The sequence below is a fragment of the Rubrivivax soli genome, from assembly GCF_049810355.1.
Taxonomy (GTDB): Bacteria; Pseudomonadota; Gammaproteobacteria; order Burkholderiales; family Burkholderiaceae_C; genus Rubrivivax.
Genome location: NZ_CP187368.1, coordinates 5,568,850 through 5,583,993 on the forward strand (window position 1 = coordinate 5,568,850; position 15,144 = coordinate 5,583,993).

Annotated in this window: 12 protein-coding genes; 7 read left to right on the forward strand and 5 right to left on the reverse strand. The window is 69.1% G+C overall.

Annotated features, from left to right (window positions below; genetic code table 11):
• Positions 1–8 precede the first annotated feature (8 nt).
• From ACPOLB_RS25635 to ACPOLB_RS25645, 3 genes are read left to right on the forward strand one after another with little or no spacing between them, the layout of a single operon-like run.
• Positions 9–1,148 carry a glycosyltransferase gene (locus ACPOLB_RS25635; protein ID WP_425258892.1) on the forward strand — a complete coding sequence of 380 codons (1,140 nt, stop codon included), beginning with the start codon at positions 9–11 and terminating at the stop codon, positions 1,146–1,148.
• Between the two features lie 9 nt (positions 1,149–1,157).
• Positions 1,158–2,375 (forward strand): UDP-galactopyranose mutase, encoded by a 1,218-nt coding sequence (glf, locus tag ACPOLB_RS25640; protein ID WP_425258893.1) that lies wholly within the window; start codon positions 1,158–1,160, stop codon positions 2,373–2,375.
• A 2-nt stretch (positions 2,376–2,377) separates the two neighbouring features.
• Positions 2,378–4,603, forward strand: coding sequence for a sugar nucleotide-binding protein (locus tag ACPOLB_RS25645; protein WP_425258894.1), 2,226 nt, complete (start codon positions 2,378–2,380; stop codon positions 4,601–4,603).
• 20 nt (positions 4,604–4,623) lie between these two features.
• On the opposite strand, the gene galK is transcribed toward ACPOLB_RS25645, so the two are convergent.
• The 3 genes from galK to ACPOLB_RS25660 are packed head-to-tail and all read right to left on the reverse strand — an operon-like array spanning position 4,624 to position 8,621.
• Positions 4,624–5,736 carry a galactokinase gene (galK, locus tag ACPOLB_RS25650; protein WP_425258895.1) on the reverse strand — a complete coding sequence of 371 codons (1,113 nt, stop codon included), beginning with the start codon at positions 5,734–5,736 and terminating at the stop codon, positions 4,624–4,626.
• Positions 5,733–6,818: a galactose-1-phosphate uridylyltransferase gene (gene galT, locus ACPOLB_RS25655; RefSeq protein ID WP_425258896.1), complete on the reverse strand. Its 1,086-nt coding sequence runs from the start codon at positions 6,816–6,818 to the stop codon at positions 5,733–5,735. The genes galK and galT overlap by 4 nt, the downstream gene beginning before the upstream one ends.
• Entirely contained in the window at positions 6,819–8,621 is a 1,803-nt protein-coding gene (locus tag ACPOLB_RS25660; protein ID WP_425258897.1) for a glycoside hydrolase family 2 protein, read from the reverse strand.
• 477 nt (positions 8,622–9,098) lie between these two features.
• On the opposite strand from ACPOLB_RS25660, the gene ACPOLB_RS25665 reads away from it, so the two are divergent.
• From ACPOLB_RS25665 to ACPOLB_RS25675, 3 genes are all read left to right on the forward strand, one after another.
• On the forward strand, positions 9,099–10,265 hold the full coding sequence (locus tag ACPOLB_RS25665) for a zinc-dependent alcohol dehydrogenase (protein WP_425258898.1): 1,167 nt from the start codon (positions 9,099–9,101) through the stop codon (positions 10,263–10,265).
• Positions 10,266–10,397: 132 nt separating this feature from the next.
• A complete protein-coding gene (locus ACPOLB_RS25670; protein ID WP_425258899.1) occupies positions 10,398–11,549 on the forward strand; it encodes a sensor histidine kinase in 1,152 nt (383 codons plus the stop codon).
• Between the two features lie 297 nt (positions 11,550–11,846).
• The gene (locus tag ACPOLB_RS25675) at positions 11,847–13,349 is read left to right on the forward strand and encodes a sigma-54-dependent transcriptional regulator (RefSeq protein WP_425261977.1); all 1,503 of its coding nucleotides are present in this window, start codon (positions 11,847–11,849) and stop codon (positions 13,347–13,349) included.
• 61 nt (positions 13,350–13,410) lie between these two features.
• Here ACPOLB_RS25675 and ACPOLB_RS25680 read toward each other — a convergent pair whose 3' ends face one another.
• Positions 13,411–13,584 carry a hypothetical protein gene (locus tag ACPOLB_RS25680; protein WP_425258900.1) on the reverse strand — a complete coding sequence of 58 codons (174 nt, stop codon included), beginning with the start codon at positions 13,582–13,584 and terminating at the stop codon, positions 13,411–13,413.
• Positions 13,585–13,687: 103 nt separating this feature from the next.
• Between ACPOLB_RS25680 and ACPOLB_RS25685 the strand changes: the two genes are divergently transcribed.
• Entirely contained in the window at positions 13,688–14,410 is a 723-nt protein-coding gene (locus ACPOLB_RS25685) for a L,D-transpeptidase (protein WP_425258901.1), read from the forward strand.
• 123 nt (positions 14,411–14,533) lie between these two features.
• On the opposite strand, the gene ACPOLB_RS25690 is transcribed toward ACPOLB_RS25685, so the two are convergent.
• Positions 14,534–15,016 (reverse strand): hypothetical protein, encoded by a 483-nt coding sequence (locus ACPOLB_RS25690; RefSeq protein WP_425258902.1) that lies wholly within the window; start codon positions 15,014–15,016, stop codon positions 14,534–14,536.
• Positions 15,017–15,144: the final 128 nt, after the last annotated feature.

The window sequence follows — 15,144 nt, forward strand, 5'->3', positions numbered from 1 at the left end:
TGCCACCGATGCATGATCTTGTCGTCTTCTCCCATCTGCGCTGGGACTTCGTCTACCAGCGCCCGCAGCACCTGCTGTCGCGCCTGGCCGGCGACCGGCGGGTGTTCTTTGTCGAAGAGCCCGAACAGGCCGCGGGCCGGGCCGGCATCTCCGTCAGCACCCCGGCGCCCGGCGTGACCGTGCTGCGTGCCCATTCGCCGTTCGACGCCGCGGGGTTCTCCGATCCGCAGATCGCCATGCTGCACCCGCTGCTGCGCGAGAAGCTGCTCGAGTTGGGGGTGCGCGACGCCGTGGCCTGGTTCTACACGCCGATGGCGCTGCCTCTGCTGGATGCCGTGGCGGCCCGGGCGGTGGTCTATGACTGCATGGACGAACTGGCCGCCTTCGACTTCGCTCCGCCGCAGCTGCTGCAGCGCGAGGCCGACCTGCTGCGCCTTGCCGACCTGGTGCTGACCGGTGGTCCCAGCCTGTATGAAGCGAAGAAGTCGCGCAATGCCCACGTGCATTGCTTTCCCAGCGCGGTGGACGTGGCGCACTTCGCACCGGCCGCCGGGCGGGTGGACGAAAGCGACATTGCACACCCGCGGCTGGGATTCTTCGGTGTCATCGACGAACGCCTGAACCTCGACCTGGTCGCCGCGCTGGCCGCGGCCGATCCCGACTGGCACATCGTGATGGTCGGCCCGGTCGTGAAGATCGACCCGGCAAGCCTGCCGCGCGCAGCCAACATCCACTGGCTGGGCCAGCGGCATTACGCCGAACTGCCCGCGCTGGTGCAGGGCTGGCAGGTCTGCCTGCTGCCCTTCGCGCTGAATGCCGCCACGCGCTTCATCAGCCCGACCAAGACGCTGGAGTACATGGCGGCCGAGAAGCCGGTGGTCAGCACCGCCGTGCGTGACGTGGTCAAGCTCTACGGCGAACAGATCCGCGTGGCCGGCGATGCGCAGGAGTTCGTCGCGCAGTGTCGCCAGGCGCTGGCCGAAGACACCACCGAGCGTCTCATCCGCGTGGCCCACATGCGGGCTGCCGTGACGCACAGCTCGTGGGACCGCACGGCACAGGCGATGCGCCAGCTGCTGGATGCGGTGGCAGCGGGTGCAGATCTCTCGCCGCGCACCGAGCCATCCGCCCGCTCTTGGGGCCGCTGAAGGCGCGACATGGAGAAGCGCAGCGACAACCTCATCCAAGCCGCCGGCGCGGCGGTGCCCGGGAAACAGGGATTCGACCATCTGATCGTCGGCGCCGGCTTTGCCGGCAGCGTGCTGGCCGAAAGGCTGGCCAGCGATGGCCAGACGCAGGTGCTGATCGTCGACAAGCGGCCGCACATCGGCGGCAACGCCTACGACCGCTACGACGACAGCGGGGTGCTCATCCACCCCTACGGCCCGCACATCTTCCACACCAACTCGGCCGACATCTTCGAGTACCTTTCGCGGTTCACCGCGTGGCGCCCCTACCAGCACCGGGTGCTGGCCAGCGTCGACGGGCAGCGCGTGCCGCTGCCGATCAACCTGGACACCATCAACCAGCTCTATGGCTTGCAGCTGACATCGTTCGAGATGGAGACCTGGCTGGAGTCGGTGGCCGAGAAGAGGGACGAGATCCGCAACTCCGAGGACGTGATCGTCAACAAGGTCGGCCGCGAGCTCTACAACAAGTTCTTCCGCGGCTACACGCGCAAGCAGTGGGCGCTGGACCCGTCCGAGCTGGACGCCAGCGTGACGGCCCGTGTGCCCACCCGCACCAACCGCGACGACCGGTACTTCACCGACACCTACCAGGCGATGCCGCTGCACGGCTACACGCGGATGTTCGAGCGCATGCTGGCGCACCCGAACATCAAGGTGATGCTGAACACCGATTACCGCGCGATCGTCGACCTCGTGCCGTGGCGGCACATGGTCTACAGCGGCCCCGTCGATGCATTCTTCAACTTCAAGCACGGCAAGCTGCCGTACCGCAGCATCCGCTTCGAACACCGCACGGTGGCGCAGGCCGAGTTCCAGCCGGTGGGCACCGTCAACTACCCGAACGACTACGGCTACACGCGCATCAGCGAGTTCAAGCACATCACGGGACAGCAGCACGCGCAGACGTCGATCGTGTACGAGTACCCGTGCGCCGAAGGCGACCCCTACTATCCCGTGCCACGGGCGCAGAACGCCGCGCTGTACCGGCTGTACGAGGCCGAAGCCGAGGCGCTGGACAACGTGTCCTTCGTCGGCCGGCTGGCGACCTACAAGTACTACAACATGGACCAAGTGGTGGGCCAGTCGCTCGCGACGTACAAGCGGATCTGCCAGCGGAGCGCAGAAGCCGCTTCGAAGCCGGCGGGCGCGGCCCTCGCACGCGCGCCCTCGTCGGTCGTCGCCTGAGGATGTCCGCGCTCGAGCTGTGGGCCGGACCCGAATGCACCGTCAACCGGGTCGGCGACGTCTGGCGCGATCAACTGGAAGAGACCGGCTTCGCGGGGCGGCTCGACGACATCGATCGCATCGCCAGCCTGGGCATCCGGCGGATGCGGCTGCCGCTGCTGTGGGAACGCTGCGCGACGGCCGACGCTGCGGTCTACGACTGGCGGTGGACCGATGCGCGCATCGAGCGGCTCCAGGTCTGCAGGATGGACTGCGTGGCAGGGCTGGTGCACCACGGCAGCGGGCCCGCCGGCACGCACCTGCTGGACCCGGGCTTCGCGGCGGGGCTGGCCGCCTACGCGGGCGCGGTCGCGCGCCGCTACCCGCAACTGCAGGCCTACACCCCCGTCAACGAGCCGATGACCACGGCGCGCTTCAGCGGCCTGTACGGCGCCTGGTACCCCCATCGACGTGACGACCGGAGCTTTGTGCGCGCCTTGCTGAACCAGCTGCGCGCGACGGTCCTGGCGATGCGGGCCATCCGTGCGGTCAACCCTGCCGCACAGCTGGTGCAGACCGACGACCTGGGCTACACGCACGCCACGACTGGACTGCAGTACCAGGCCGATTTCGAGAACCACCGCCGCTGGCTGGGCTTCGATCTGCTGTGCGGCCGGGTCGACCGCGCTCACCCGCTGTGGCGGTACCTGCGGCGCCACGGTGCCGGCGAGGACGAGCTCTTCGAGTTCGTCGACGGACCCTGTCCGCCCGAGCTCATCGGCATCAACCACTACGTGACCAGCCAGCGCTTCCTCGATGACCGGCTCGATCTGCACCCGACCGAGGTGCACGGCGGCAACGGGCGCCACCGCTACGTGGACGTGGAAACGGTGCGGGTGCGCGGCGACCTGCTCGACGGCGTCGCGTTGCGTCTTCAGGAAGCCTGGCAGCGGTACCGGCGTCCGCTGGCGCTGACCGAAGCCCATCTGGGCTGCACGCGGGAAGAGCAGTTGCGCTGGCTGCAGCAGACCTGGGACGCCGCGCAGAGCCTGCGCAACACAGGCGTCGACGTGCGCGCGGTCACGGCATGGGCGGCTTTTGGCACGGTGGACTGGAACACGCTGGTCACGCAGAAGCGGGGGCACTACGAGCCCGGCCTGTGGGACGTGCGCGGCACGACACCCCGGCCGACGGCGCTGGCGCACCTGGCGCGGCAACTGGCGCAGGGCTCGGCTGCGCGCCACCCGGTGGCGGACGGGCATGGCTGGTGGCAGCGGTCGATCCGCCATGTCCATCCGGCATTCGGCGCCCCGCGGCACCTGCCGATGCGCGGGCCGCCGATGCTGATCGCGGGGGCCCGCGGCGCGCTGGGCCAGGCCTTTGCCCATCTGTGCCACCTGCGCGGCCTGCCGTGCCGCCTGCTGTCGAGGGCCGATCTCGACATCGCCGATGAAGGCGCGGTGGAGACCCTGGTCGCGCACCAGCAGCCCTGGGCCTTCGTCAACGCCGCCGGCTTCGTTCGCGTGGACGAGGCACAGACCCAGCCGCGGCAATGGCGCGAGAACGTGCTCGGGCCTGCAGCCCTGGCCCGCGTCTGCGCCCGCCATGGGGTGAAGCTGATGAGCTTCTCCAGCGACCTCGTGTTCGACGGCACCAAGGACGCGGCTTACGTCGAGAGCGACGGCGTCAACCCGCTGAATGCCTATGGCGAAGCCAAGGCGCATGCCGAACGCAGCGTGCTGCATCATGACCCGGCCGCACTGGTGGTCCGCACGGCGGCCTTCTTCGGGCCGTGGGATCGGAACAACTTCCTGACGCAGGGGCTGTGCGCGCTGGCCGAGGGCCAGAGCTGGCCTGCAGTCGCCGACCAGGTGGTCTCGCCCACCTATCTTCGCGACCTCGTCATGAACTCGCTGGATCTGCTGATCGATGGCGAAAGCGGGGTCTGGCACCTGGCCAACCAGGGCTCGGCCAGCTGGTATGAACTGGCGCTGTGCGCGGCGCGGCTTTGCCAGCTGGACACCGGCCTCATCGAACCGGTCGAGGGCCACGCACTTGGGCAAGTGGCGCTGCGCCCACGCCAGGCGGCGCTGGTCAGCGAACGCGGCACGGTCATGCCGACGCTGGACGACGCGCTGCTGCGCTACGTCACTGAACGTGGCGCGGATGTCCTGCCGCGCGCCGAGGCACCGGTTGCTCCAGCGTCGGAAACGGTGGACGAGCCCGTAGCCCTGCGCAGGGTGGCCTGACGCGCCGACCCGGCCCGAGCTCAGACCGCGACGCCGCCCCAGGGCACCAGCATCCGACCGGGCATCCGGCTGTCGCGCAGGTACCCGGGCAGCACCTGCGCCGCCACGTCCGTGGCGGTGCCGGTCTGGCACAAGGCCACGCAGGCGCCGCCGAAGCCGCCGCCGGTCATGCGTGCGCCGTACACCGCTGGGTGCGCCTGAAGCAAGGCCACCAGCCGATCGACCTGCGGGTGCGAGACCTCGTAGTCGACGCGCAGGCTGGCGTGCGATGCGTTCATCAGTGCGCCGAAGTGCGGCGCGTCGGCCTCCAGGGCTTGGAGCACGCGAGCGTTTTCCGTCAGCACATGGCCGACGCGCCGCCGCAGCGGATCGGGCAGGCGCTGCGCGGCGCCGGACGGGGCCAGGTCGCGCAAGCTGGCGACGCCCAGCAGGCGCGCAGCCCGCGCGCATTCCGCGCGGCGTGCGTTGTAGCCGCTGCCGGCGAGCGTGCGCTCGACGCCTGAGTGCAGCACCAGGATCTCGCTGCCCGCGGGCAGGGGAACACGGCGGCGTTCCAGCGTGCGCGTGTCCAGCCACAGGGCGTGCGTGGATGCCGCGAGGCTCGAGGCCATCTGGTCCATGATCCCGCAGTGCACCCCGGCGTGTTCGACCTCGGCGCGCTGCGCCAGTTGGGCAATCCGCACATCGTCCCAGGGTGCGTGGGTCAGCGTGCGCAGCGCGCGCAGCGTCGCCACCTCCAGCGCGGCGCTGGACGACAAGCCCACGCCCATCGGCACCTGCGAATGGACATGCACCTGCAGAGACGGCACGGTGGTCCCCGCCAGGCTGGCTTCGCGCAGGCAGCCGTAGACATAGCGGGCAAAGGCGTCCGGCGGCGGCGCGTCCTCCAGCGAGAAGGCCACCGTCCGCGCGAAGTTGCGCGCGTGCAGCGTCACTCGGTGCTGGTCGGCGCCTGCGGTGGCACGCAGCGCTACCGTGGTCTGCTGCGGGATGGCGATGGGCAGCACGTAGCCGTCGTTGTAGTCGGTGTGTTCGCCCAGCAGGTTCACGCGGCCTGGGGCGGCGGCCACCGCGTCGGGCGGACTGCCGAAGACGGCTTCGAAGTCATCGGCGGCAGGGCCACCGGTGCTCATTCGATCGCCACCGCGACCTGCTGCAACTCACGCGCCTTCGCCTCGGGAAGCGCGTCCATCGCGTAGAACCCGGCGGCCAGTTCGGTGCCGGCCAGCACCTTCAGCCGGTCGGACGAACGGTACGGCGGGTAGAACTCCGCGTGCAGGTGCGACTCAGGGTGCGGCCTTCCATCGGTCGGGGCCTGGAACCAGGCCATCAGGTAGGGCATCGGGCGCTGCCAGAGGCCGTCGTACTTCAGCAGCACGGTCTTCAGCGCGCGGGCCAGGTCGGCGCGCTGCGGGACGCTCAGCGCGCCGAAACTGGCCACCGGTTCGCGCGTCGCCACCCACGCCTCGTACGGGTAGCGCGCGCACACGGGCACGAAGGCCACGGTGTGGAGGCCCTGGTACAGCATGCGGGCGCCCGAGCGCTCCTCTTCCACGATGTGCTGCTGCAGCAGGCCGGTGCCGGTCTTGTCGAAGTGCGCCAGTGCCTCGGCCTGCATGCGCGCCGGTACCGGCGGCACCACTGGGTAGGCGTAGACCTGACCGTGCGGATGGTGCAGCGTCACGCCGACCTCGGAGCCGCGGTTCTCGAAGGGCAGCACGTAGGCGATGTCACCGCGACGGGCCAGCCGTTCGGTGCGGTCGGCCCAGACCTGCAGCAGCAGTTCCAGGTGCGACAGCGGCAGGTGGCCGAGCGAGGTCTGGACATTCTGGCTGTACACCACCACCTCGCAGTGCCCGATGGCCGCGGCGGTGGGCACGATCAGGGTGGGCGGCTGGGCCGGCGCGCCGCCCAGCGAGGGGAAGCGGTTGTCGAACACCGCCACGTCCCAGGGGCCTGGTGGCACTTCGGTGGGATGCTGGGGGTCGGTGGTCGGCGCCAGCGGGTTGTTCTCGGGCGGCGGCATGTAGGTGCGGCCCTGGCGGTAGGCCGCGTAGGTGACCCACTCGCCGCGCAGCGGATGCCAGCGCAGGTGCGGGCTGGCGCCCAGCGGCTCGGCGAAGGGGCTGGGCGCAGCGATCGGGCCGTCGAAGGGCGCCCGCGCATAGAGCGTGAGCCGGCGCCCGTCCGGCTTGATGGCGTCGTGCCAGAACATCTAGACGCCCCCGGGGATGTGGGTGCGCGAGGCGCGGGTGGCCCTGGCGATGTCCTCGATGGGCATCTTGGGCGTGCGGTCTGCATAGAGCAGGCCGTTGGCTTCTTGAAAGGTGTCGGCGAACTGCGTGTAGCAGAAGCCCGCGAACAGCGCGGTGTGGATCACGGTGTCCAGCAGCTCGGCGTACATCCGGGAGAAGCTGGCTTCGCTGTCGGCCACCGTGTAGCCCCAGGCCCGGATGCCGGTGTGCGCACGATCGGCGTAGGCGATGCCGCCGAACTCGGTCAGCATGATCGGCTGGCCGCGGTGGGGAAAACCGTCCAGCGTGAGGATGCGGCCGCCGGGGCGTCGGCGATCGAACAGCTGTTCGACCTTGATCTCGGGCCCGTAGCGCTGGCGCAGGTGTTCCACGTTGGCGTCGTAGTCGTGGATGCCGATGATGTCGGTGGCGCTGCTTTCCCAGCCGTCGTTGCCGATCACCAGCCGCGTCGAATCCAGCGTCTTCGTCAGGTGGTACAGCGCTTCCACTGCGTGCCGCTGCTTGCCGATCGCCGTCAGCTCGGGCACGCCCCAGCTTTCGTTGAAGGGCACCCAGACGATCACGCAGGGGTGGCTGTAGTCGCGTTCGATGACCTCCGTCCACTCGCGCACCATGCGCTTGATCGCGGTGCGCGTGAAGCGGTAGGCCGAGGGCATCTCTTCCCACACCAGCAGGCCCAGCCTGTCGGCCCAGTACAGGTAGCGCGGGTCCTCGATCTTCTGGTGCTTGCGCACGCCGTTGAAGCCCATGGCCTTGGCGAGCTCGACGTCGCGCTGGAGCGCAGCGTCGTCGGGCGCAGTCATCAGCGTGTCGGGCCAGTAGCCCTGGTCCAGCACCAGCCGCAGCAGGTAGGGGCGGCCGTTGAGCATGAAGCGGTCGCGCAGCACGCGGACCGATCGCAGCGCGGTGTAGGACTCGAACTCGTCGATCACCTGGCTGCCGCGCAGCAGCCGCACCGTGGCGTCCAGCAGCGTGGGGTGTTCGGGGCTCCACAGCAGCTCGTTGCGGAAGTCGTCGATACCGGGGTCGGTCAGCACGATGAAGCGGTCGACCTCGCGCTCGACGACCTGGTAGCGGTCACGCGCGAGGACGCGTGCGCCGTGGCGCAGCGTCACGTCGACCCACAGTTCCTCGTCCGCGGCCGCGGCGCCGCCGGGCGTGGCGTCCCCGGTGATGCGCAGCTCGAAGCCGATGGCAAACTCCTCCACCTGTGGCGTCCAGCGGATCTTGGCGATGTAGGTGCGGGACACGCGCTCCAGCCACACCGTCTGCCAGATGCCGGTGGTGCGCGGGTACCAGATCGAATGCGGCTGGAGCTGCCAGTCCTGCTTGCCGCGCGGCTTGGCCAGGTCGCGTGGATCGTCTTCGACGCGCACGCTGACGGTCTGGCGGCCAGACGGCTCCAGCATGGCGGTGATGTCGCACGCGAACGGCGTGTGGCCGCCTTCGTGCGTGGTGGCCAGCTGCCCGTTGACCCACACCTGGGCTGCATAGTCCACGGCACCGAAGCGCAGGATCACGCGGTCGTCGGCGGGCAGGCAATCGAAGTCGCGCTCGTACCAGCAGACGCTGTGGAAGCCGGTGTCGCCGACGCCGCTGGCGGCCGACTCGGGCGCAAACGGCACGTTGATCTGCAGCGGCCAGTGCGCAACGTCGCGTGGTGACGCATGGCACTGCTCGTCGTCGTGACAGAAGCGCCAGGGTCCGTTGAGGCAGATCCATTGCGGCCGCACCAGTTGGGGGCGGGGGTACGCAGCAGGCATGAGCGGCGCGCCGCAGGGCGGCGGAGGAATGGCGGGCAAGGACGGCGCACGGCGAGGCACGGGCGGACGAAGAGCGTTGGCGAGCTTGGGCCGGGCTGGGCGGGCATTGCCGTCTTGAAAGCCTAATCGCGTGCCGTGTGATGTCGGTGCGCCGACACACAGACGCGCGGCACCTCGCGGCCCAGGGCGCACGCACCGAAGACCTGGGCTCGGCCAACGACCTGGCCAACGCGCGCTTGGCCGAAGGGGCCACGGCATGGCCGGCGTGCGACACGCTGCACACGGGCCGGGCCGTTGAACAGAGACGGGCCTGACGAACCGCGTGCTCTTCGATGACCGCATGGCTCAGGCCATCGCCTGATCACTGCGACATGGCGGGCTGCTCGTCCTGTACGCCGCCGTACAGACGTGGCCGGGTCGCCCGCATACGGTGGTGTGCCTGGGGACCTGCTGCCCACGCACACCGAGGAGTGATTGATGAAGGCGCTGACGTACCACGGCTCGGACGACGTTCGCATCGACAACGTTCCCGATCCCAAGCTGATGGCCGAGGACGACATCCTGCTGCGCGTCACCGCCACGGCCATCTGCGGCTCGGACCTGCACATCTACCGCGGCAAGTTCCCCGGCATGGAAACCGGCGACATCCTGGGCCACGAATTCATGGGCATCGTCGAAGAGACCGGCAGTGCGGTGGCGGGCCTCCAGCGCGGCGACCGCGTCGTCGTGCCCTTCACCATCTCGTGCGGGGCCTGCTTCTACTGCGGCCGCAAGCTGTTCTCGGCGTGCGAGACGACCAATCCCGGCCGCGGCACGATCGTGAACAAGAAGGACGCTCGCTCGGGTGCCGGACTGTTCGGCTTCAGCCACCTCTACGGCGGCTATGCGGGTGGTCAGGCCGAATACGTGCGTGTCCCCAAGGCCAACGTCGGCCCGCTGCGCATCCCGGATTCCTCGCTGTCCGACGCCAAGGTCTTGTTCCTTTCGGACATCCTGCCCACCGGTTACCAGGCGGTGGTGAACGCCGAGGTCGGTGCGGGATCGACCCTGGCGATCTTCGGTGCGGGCCCGGTGGGCCTGATGGCCGCCGCAGTGGCCAGGATGCTGGGCGTGGAACGGATCTTCATGATCGACCACCACGCCTACCGCCTCGAGTTCGCCCGCCAGACCTATGGCGTGGAGACCATCGACTTCGACGAGGACGAAGACCCGGCAGAGCGCATCGTTGAAGCCACAGACCGCCGCGGCGTCGATGCGTCGATCGACGCGGTCGGGTTTGAAGCCAAGGGCAGCACCACCGAGACGATCCTGGCAACGCTGAAGCTGGAAGGCTCCAGCGGCAAGGTGCTGCGCCAGGCAATCGCCGCGACGCGGCGTGGCGGCGTCATCAGCGTGCCGGGGGTGTACGCCGGGTTCATCCACGGCTTCCTGTTCGGCGACATCTTCGAGAAGGGATTGAGCATCAAGACAGGACAGACGCACGTGCAACGCTACATGCCCGAACTGCTGGAGCATGTGTCGCAGGGCCGGCTGCATCCCGACGTGATCATCTCCCACACCCTGCCGCTGATGGATGCGGTGCGGGGCTACGAGATCTTCGACAAGAAACAGGACGCCTGCCGCAAGGTGGTGCTGGTGCCGTGAGGGATGCCGTTCGGCAGATTCGTTCACGCCCGTGTACGGAGCCGCCGGCGGAGCATTTCGGTGCACGCACACGCGGGATGCGTGTGGCAGCGACGGCATCTCGCTCCGAGCGCGTTCCCAGGGAACACAGAGATGATGCATGACTTCCTGGTCGCCCATCGCGACGAACTGGTGGCGCGCTGCAAGGCCAAGGTGGCCGCGCGCCCTGCGCGCAGTGCATCTGCCAAGCAGATGGCCGGCGGCATTCCGCTGTTTCTCGAACAGCTGACGCGCACGCTGGCGGCGGAACGCGTGGATCAGGACGCACGGAGCCTCGAAATCAGTGGTCCCTCGGGAGGGGCCCCACCTGCTTCGAGCGAGATCGGTGTGGGCGCCACAGCCCACGGCAAGGCCCTGCTGGAGCTGGACTACACCGTCGACCAGGTGGTCCACGACTACGGCGACCTGTGTCAGGCCATCACCGAGCTGGCTCTAGAGCGGCGCGCACCGTTCGCTGTCACCGAGTTCAAGACGCTGAACCGCTGCCTGGACAACGCCATCGCCGATGCGGTGACCGAGTTCAGCCGGCAGCGCGACGTGGTGCGCTCCGATGCGCGCGCCGCCGAGGCCAGCGAGCGCCTGGCCTTCTTGCTGCACGAACTGCGCAACGCATTGCACACCAGCAACCTCGCCATCCTCGCGATCCAGCAGGGCAGCCTGTCCTTGTGCGGCGCCACCGGCACGGTGTTGAAGCGCAGCCTGGCGGTGATGCACGAACTGGTGGATGGGTCGATCGCGGAGGTGCGCGCCACGCACCGTGCGCAGGCGCAGCGAGCTGTCTTCGCAGTGGCCGCCTTCATCGAGGAAGCGCGCGTCGGCGCGCAGTTGGAAGCCGAAGCGCGGCATTGCGACTTCGCCGTGTCGGCCGTCGACCCCGCACTGCGCGTCCACGCCGACCGGGCCTTGCTGCACGGGGTCCTGACCAACCTGCTGGTCAACGCATTCAAGTACACGCACCGGGGTACGGCAGTGCATCTGAACGTGCACGAGACGCAGGGGCAGGTGCACATCGACGTCGAGGACCGCTGTGGCGGGCTGCCCTCGGGCTTCGACTTGGGTCCGTCCACGACGCCCGTGCACGCCGGACATGACAAGACGGGGCTGGGAATCGGCCTGTCGATCGCTCGGCAGACCTTGGAAGCGATGGGCGGCACGCTGAGCTTCGAAGACCTCGCTGGCGTCGGCTGCATCTTCACGATCCAGCTGCCGGCCGTCACCGACGCGGCGCCGGCATGCCCCGCATGAGCGGTAGGAGGGCCCTGCGGAGCATGAGCGGCTCGTGCCGCCCATGCCAGCCGGGCGTGAACGAGACCGCGGCCTACTTCCTCTTCGTCGGCGTCCGCGCCGCGGGGGCACGCGGAGCAGGCTCGCTGCCCGCGCGACGCGGTGCTGCTGCCTTGGGTGGCCGCTGCCCGCCCTGGTCGGCCTTGGTTGCCGGCTGTCCTGACTTGCTCATGGTCTGCTCCGAAAGCGCGACGAAATGCCGCCCACCGTGCTTGGCAAACCGTGTGCCATGCGTTCATCGCGAGGAAAGGAGCCCCGATGCCGCACGCTCTGGTCGTTGACGACGATGTCGATGCAGCCGGCCTGCTGCGTGAGTTGATCGCCAGCGAGAAGTTCACCGTGGCCGTGGCGCACAACATGCGGGACGCGCGGCGGCAGATCTCGCTGCAGCAGCCCGACATCCTGTTGCTCGACCTGCGGCTTCCGGACGGCAGCGGCATGGACCTCCTGGCCGACCCGCAGCTGATGGCCCATTCCGAGGTGGTGCTGTGCACCGGCCATGCCAGCATCGAAAGCTCCGTCCAGGCGCTGCGCCTGGGCGCGGCCGACTACCTGGTCAAGCCGGTCAACTTGACACAGCTGCAGGGCGTGCTTTCACGCATCATGAAGCCGGCCGTGTTGAAGGCCGAGGTGGCTGACTTGGCCGCCCAGCTGCCGACCAGCGGGCACTTTGGCCACCTGTGGGGCAAGAGCGCTGCGATGCAGCGCATCTACGAGCAGATCGCCCGCGTCGCTGGCACCGGGGTCACCGTGTTCATCACCGGCGAGAGCGGCACCGGCAAAGAGGTGGTGGCGCAGACCTTGCACGACCTGAGCCGGCGTCGCAAGCGCCCCTTCCTGGCGGTGAACTGCGGTGCCATCTCGCCCAACCTGATCGAGAGCGAGATCTTCGGCCACGAGAAAGGCAGCTTCACCGGTGCCGAACGCCAGCACCAGGGATTCTTCGAACGCGCCGGCGGCGGCACGCTGTTCTTGGACGAGATCACCGAGATGCCGCCCGACCTGCAGGTCAAGCTGCTGAGGGTCCTCGAAACCGGCCGCTTCATGCGCGTGGGCAGCACCGTCAGCCAGGAAGCCGACGTGCGCATCATCGCGGCGACCAACCGGCCGCCGCTCAAGGCGGTGGCTCTTGGCAAGCTGCGGGAAGACCTGCTGTACCGCTTGAACGTCTTCCCGATCGAATTGCCGCCACTGCGCGACCGACTGAGCGACGTGCCGCTGCTCGCCGAGCACTTCCTCGCCGCCATCTGCCAGCAAGAAGGGGCGCTGCGTCGCTTCACGCTCGGGGCACTGTGCCATCTGGCCACGTACCGCTGGCCGGGCAACGTGCGCGAACTGCGCAACGTGGTGCAGCGCGCCTACGTGATGGCCACGGGCGGGACGATCGATGAAGCGTGGTTGCCGGACCTGGGCGCGGACGAGCCGGCCGGCGATGGGTTGACGGCGCCCGTCCTGCGCTCCGTCCCGTCGCCGGTTGCACCCGAGCCGTCGACCGACGAACGCGGGCAGGGATGGCCCGCGGCCACACCGACGGGCGGGGTGCAGCCCTTGTCGGGTTCGACCGAGAGTGTGCTGTTGCCGATCGGCACGTCGATGGCCGAGGCGGAGCGTCTGCTGGTGCTGGCAACGCTGCGGCGCTACGACCACCACAAGGAGCGCACCGCTGCCGTGCTGGGCATCAGCCTGAAGACGCTCTACAACCGGCTGAAGGAGTACGCCGCGAAGAGCGGTGTCGACCCTGGCGCGCGGCGCGCAGAGTGAAGGCAGTCCTCAGCCCGTGACGCAGACGCGGCGACCGGGGCTGCCCTGCCGTGACGATCGATCAGGTGGGGCGGGCGTCCATGGCGCCAGAGGGACGGCGGTCGTCGCGCAGGGTGCTCGTGCTTGTGCTGCGGCTGGACTTCGGTGTCGCAAACAGAGCGAACACGCCGGCCAGCAAGGGCGCACCCAGGATCCACAGCGGCAGCCAGCCACCGGATGAGAAGAACGTTTGCATGAAGAGTCTCCCTGAAGACGGGTTGAGGAAGTCAACCGCACGGGCGGGACGCCGGGTGCAGTGGTCGAGAACCATGTGTGGCAACCCGTGTGCCCGCCGTCCGATGCACCGTCTCGTGGTGTTTCGGCGCACCCTGCAGGCGCGCGGCTTGCCACGTCGCGTCGATCCGGAGGAGCCGATGAAGATGGACTACTGCCGACCCGCTCGCTTGTGCGCATCGGCACTGGGGCTGGCCTGTGTGCTCAGCACGACCGGCGCTGCGGCGCTGGAGGCCGACACGTCGGTCGACGCCCAGGCCTTGGTGCGCTGGGTGCTGGACGCGGGCGACAACGCCGGCGCTCCTTTCGCCGTCGTTGACAAGCGCCAGGCCCGGTTGACGCTGTTCGACGGTCAGGGCCGCGCGCTGGCCCACACGCCGGTGCTGCTGGGCCTGGCCCGTGGCGACCTGTCGGTTCCCGGCATCGGTGAGCGCGAGATGAAGGACATCCGGCCGGAAGAGCGCACCACGCCCGCCGGCCGCTTCATGGCCGAGCCTGGACGCAACGCCGACGGCGACGATGTGTTCTGGATCGACTACGACGCGGCCGTCTCGATGCACCGGGTGCGCGTCACCGATCCTGCAGAGCGGCGCCTGCAACGGCTGGCCAGTCCCACGTCGGCGGACAACCGCATCTCCTATGGCTGCATCAACGTGCCCGCGCGCTTCTACGACCGCTATGTCAAGCCGTTGTTGAGCGGGGGCCGCAGCGTCGTCTACCTGCTGCCCGACACCTTGCCGGTGGATCGCGTGTTTCCGGGCTTGCGCGGCGCACGGTCCGGCAACTGAGTCGGCAATGCAAAGAACGTTGGCGGCCTCCAGCCCGGTGAGATTCCGGGCCGGAGGCCGCCGCAGCGATGATTGCGAACTTCAGCGTCGGCGCCCAGGTGCCGGCGCCTCGTCAGGGGTGCTTCAGTTGCGGTCGCGGCGCGCCTCACGCATGCGGGCAGCCGTGTTCATCCCGTTGCCGGAGCTGTCCGTGGACAGGCCGTCGCGGTTGGTGCTGCCGTCGGTCGAACGCGTGCTGCCGTCCGTGCTGGCGCCTGAGCCGTAGGCCGAGCCAGAGCCGGTGGTCGACGAGCCGCGGCCGGTCGTCGCGTTGTCGACGTTCGAGCGGGTGCCCGAAGTGCCGGTACCCGAGTTCGTGCCGTCGGTGCCCGTGGTGCGGCCCATGCTGTCACGCTGGCTGTTCGACATCGAGCCGGTGCCCGTCGTCGCATTCTGCTCGGACATGGTGCCCGTGGTGCCGGCGCCCGTCGTGCCGGGCGTCGTCTGGGTGCCTTGATTGGTCGTGCCCGTGGTGCCGGTCGTCCCGGTACTTTGGGCGCCCGCCAGGCTGCTGCCAATGGCGAGGGCGGCCGCGAAGGCCAGACGGGTGCATTGGATCTTGGTCATGTCGAAACTCCTGAACAGTTGAGGAAAGATGGTTTGCCGGCGCTGCCTGGCATGTGCCAGCAAACTCCGCACAAGCAGTCGGCAAGGCGTGTGCCCGCAGGCTGGGTTTGCTCTGCGCCCGGGTGCCG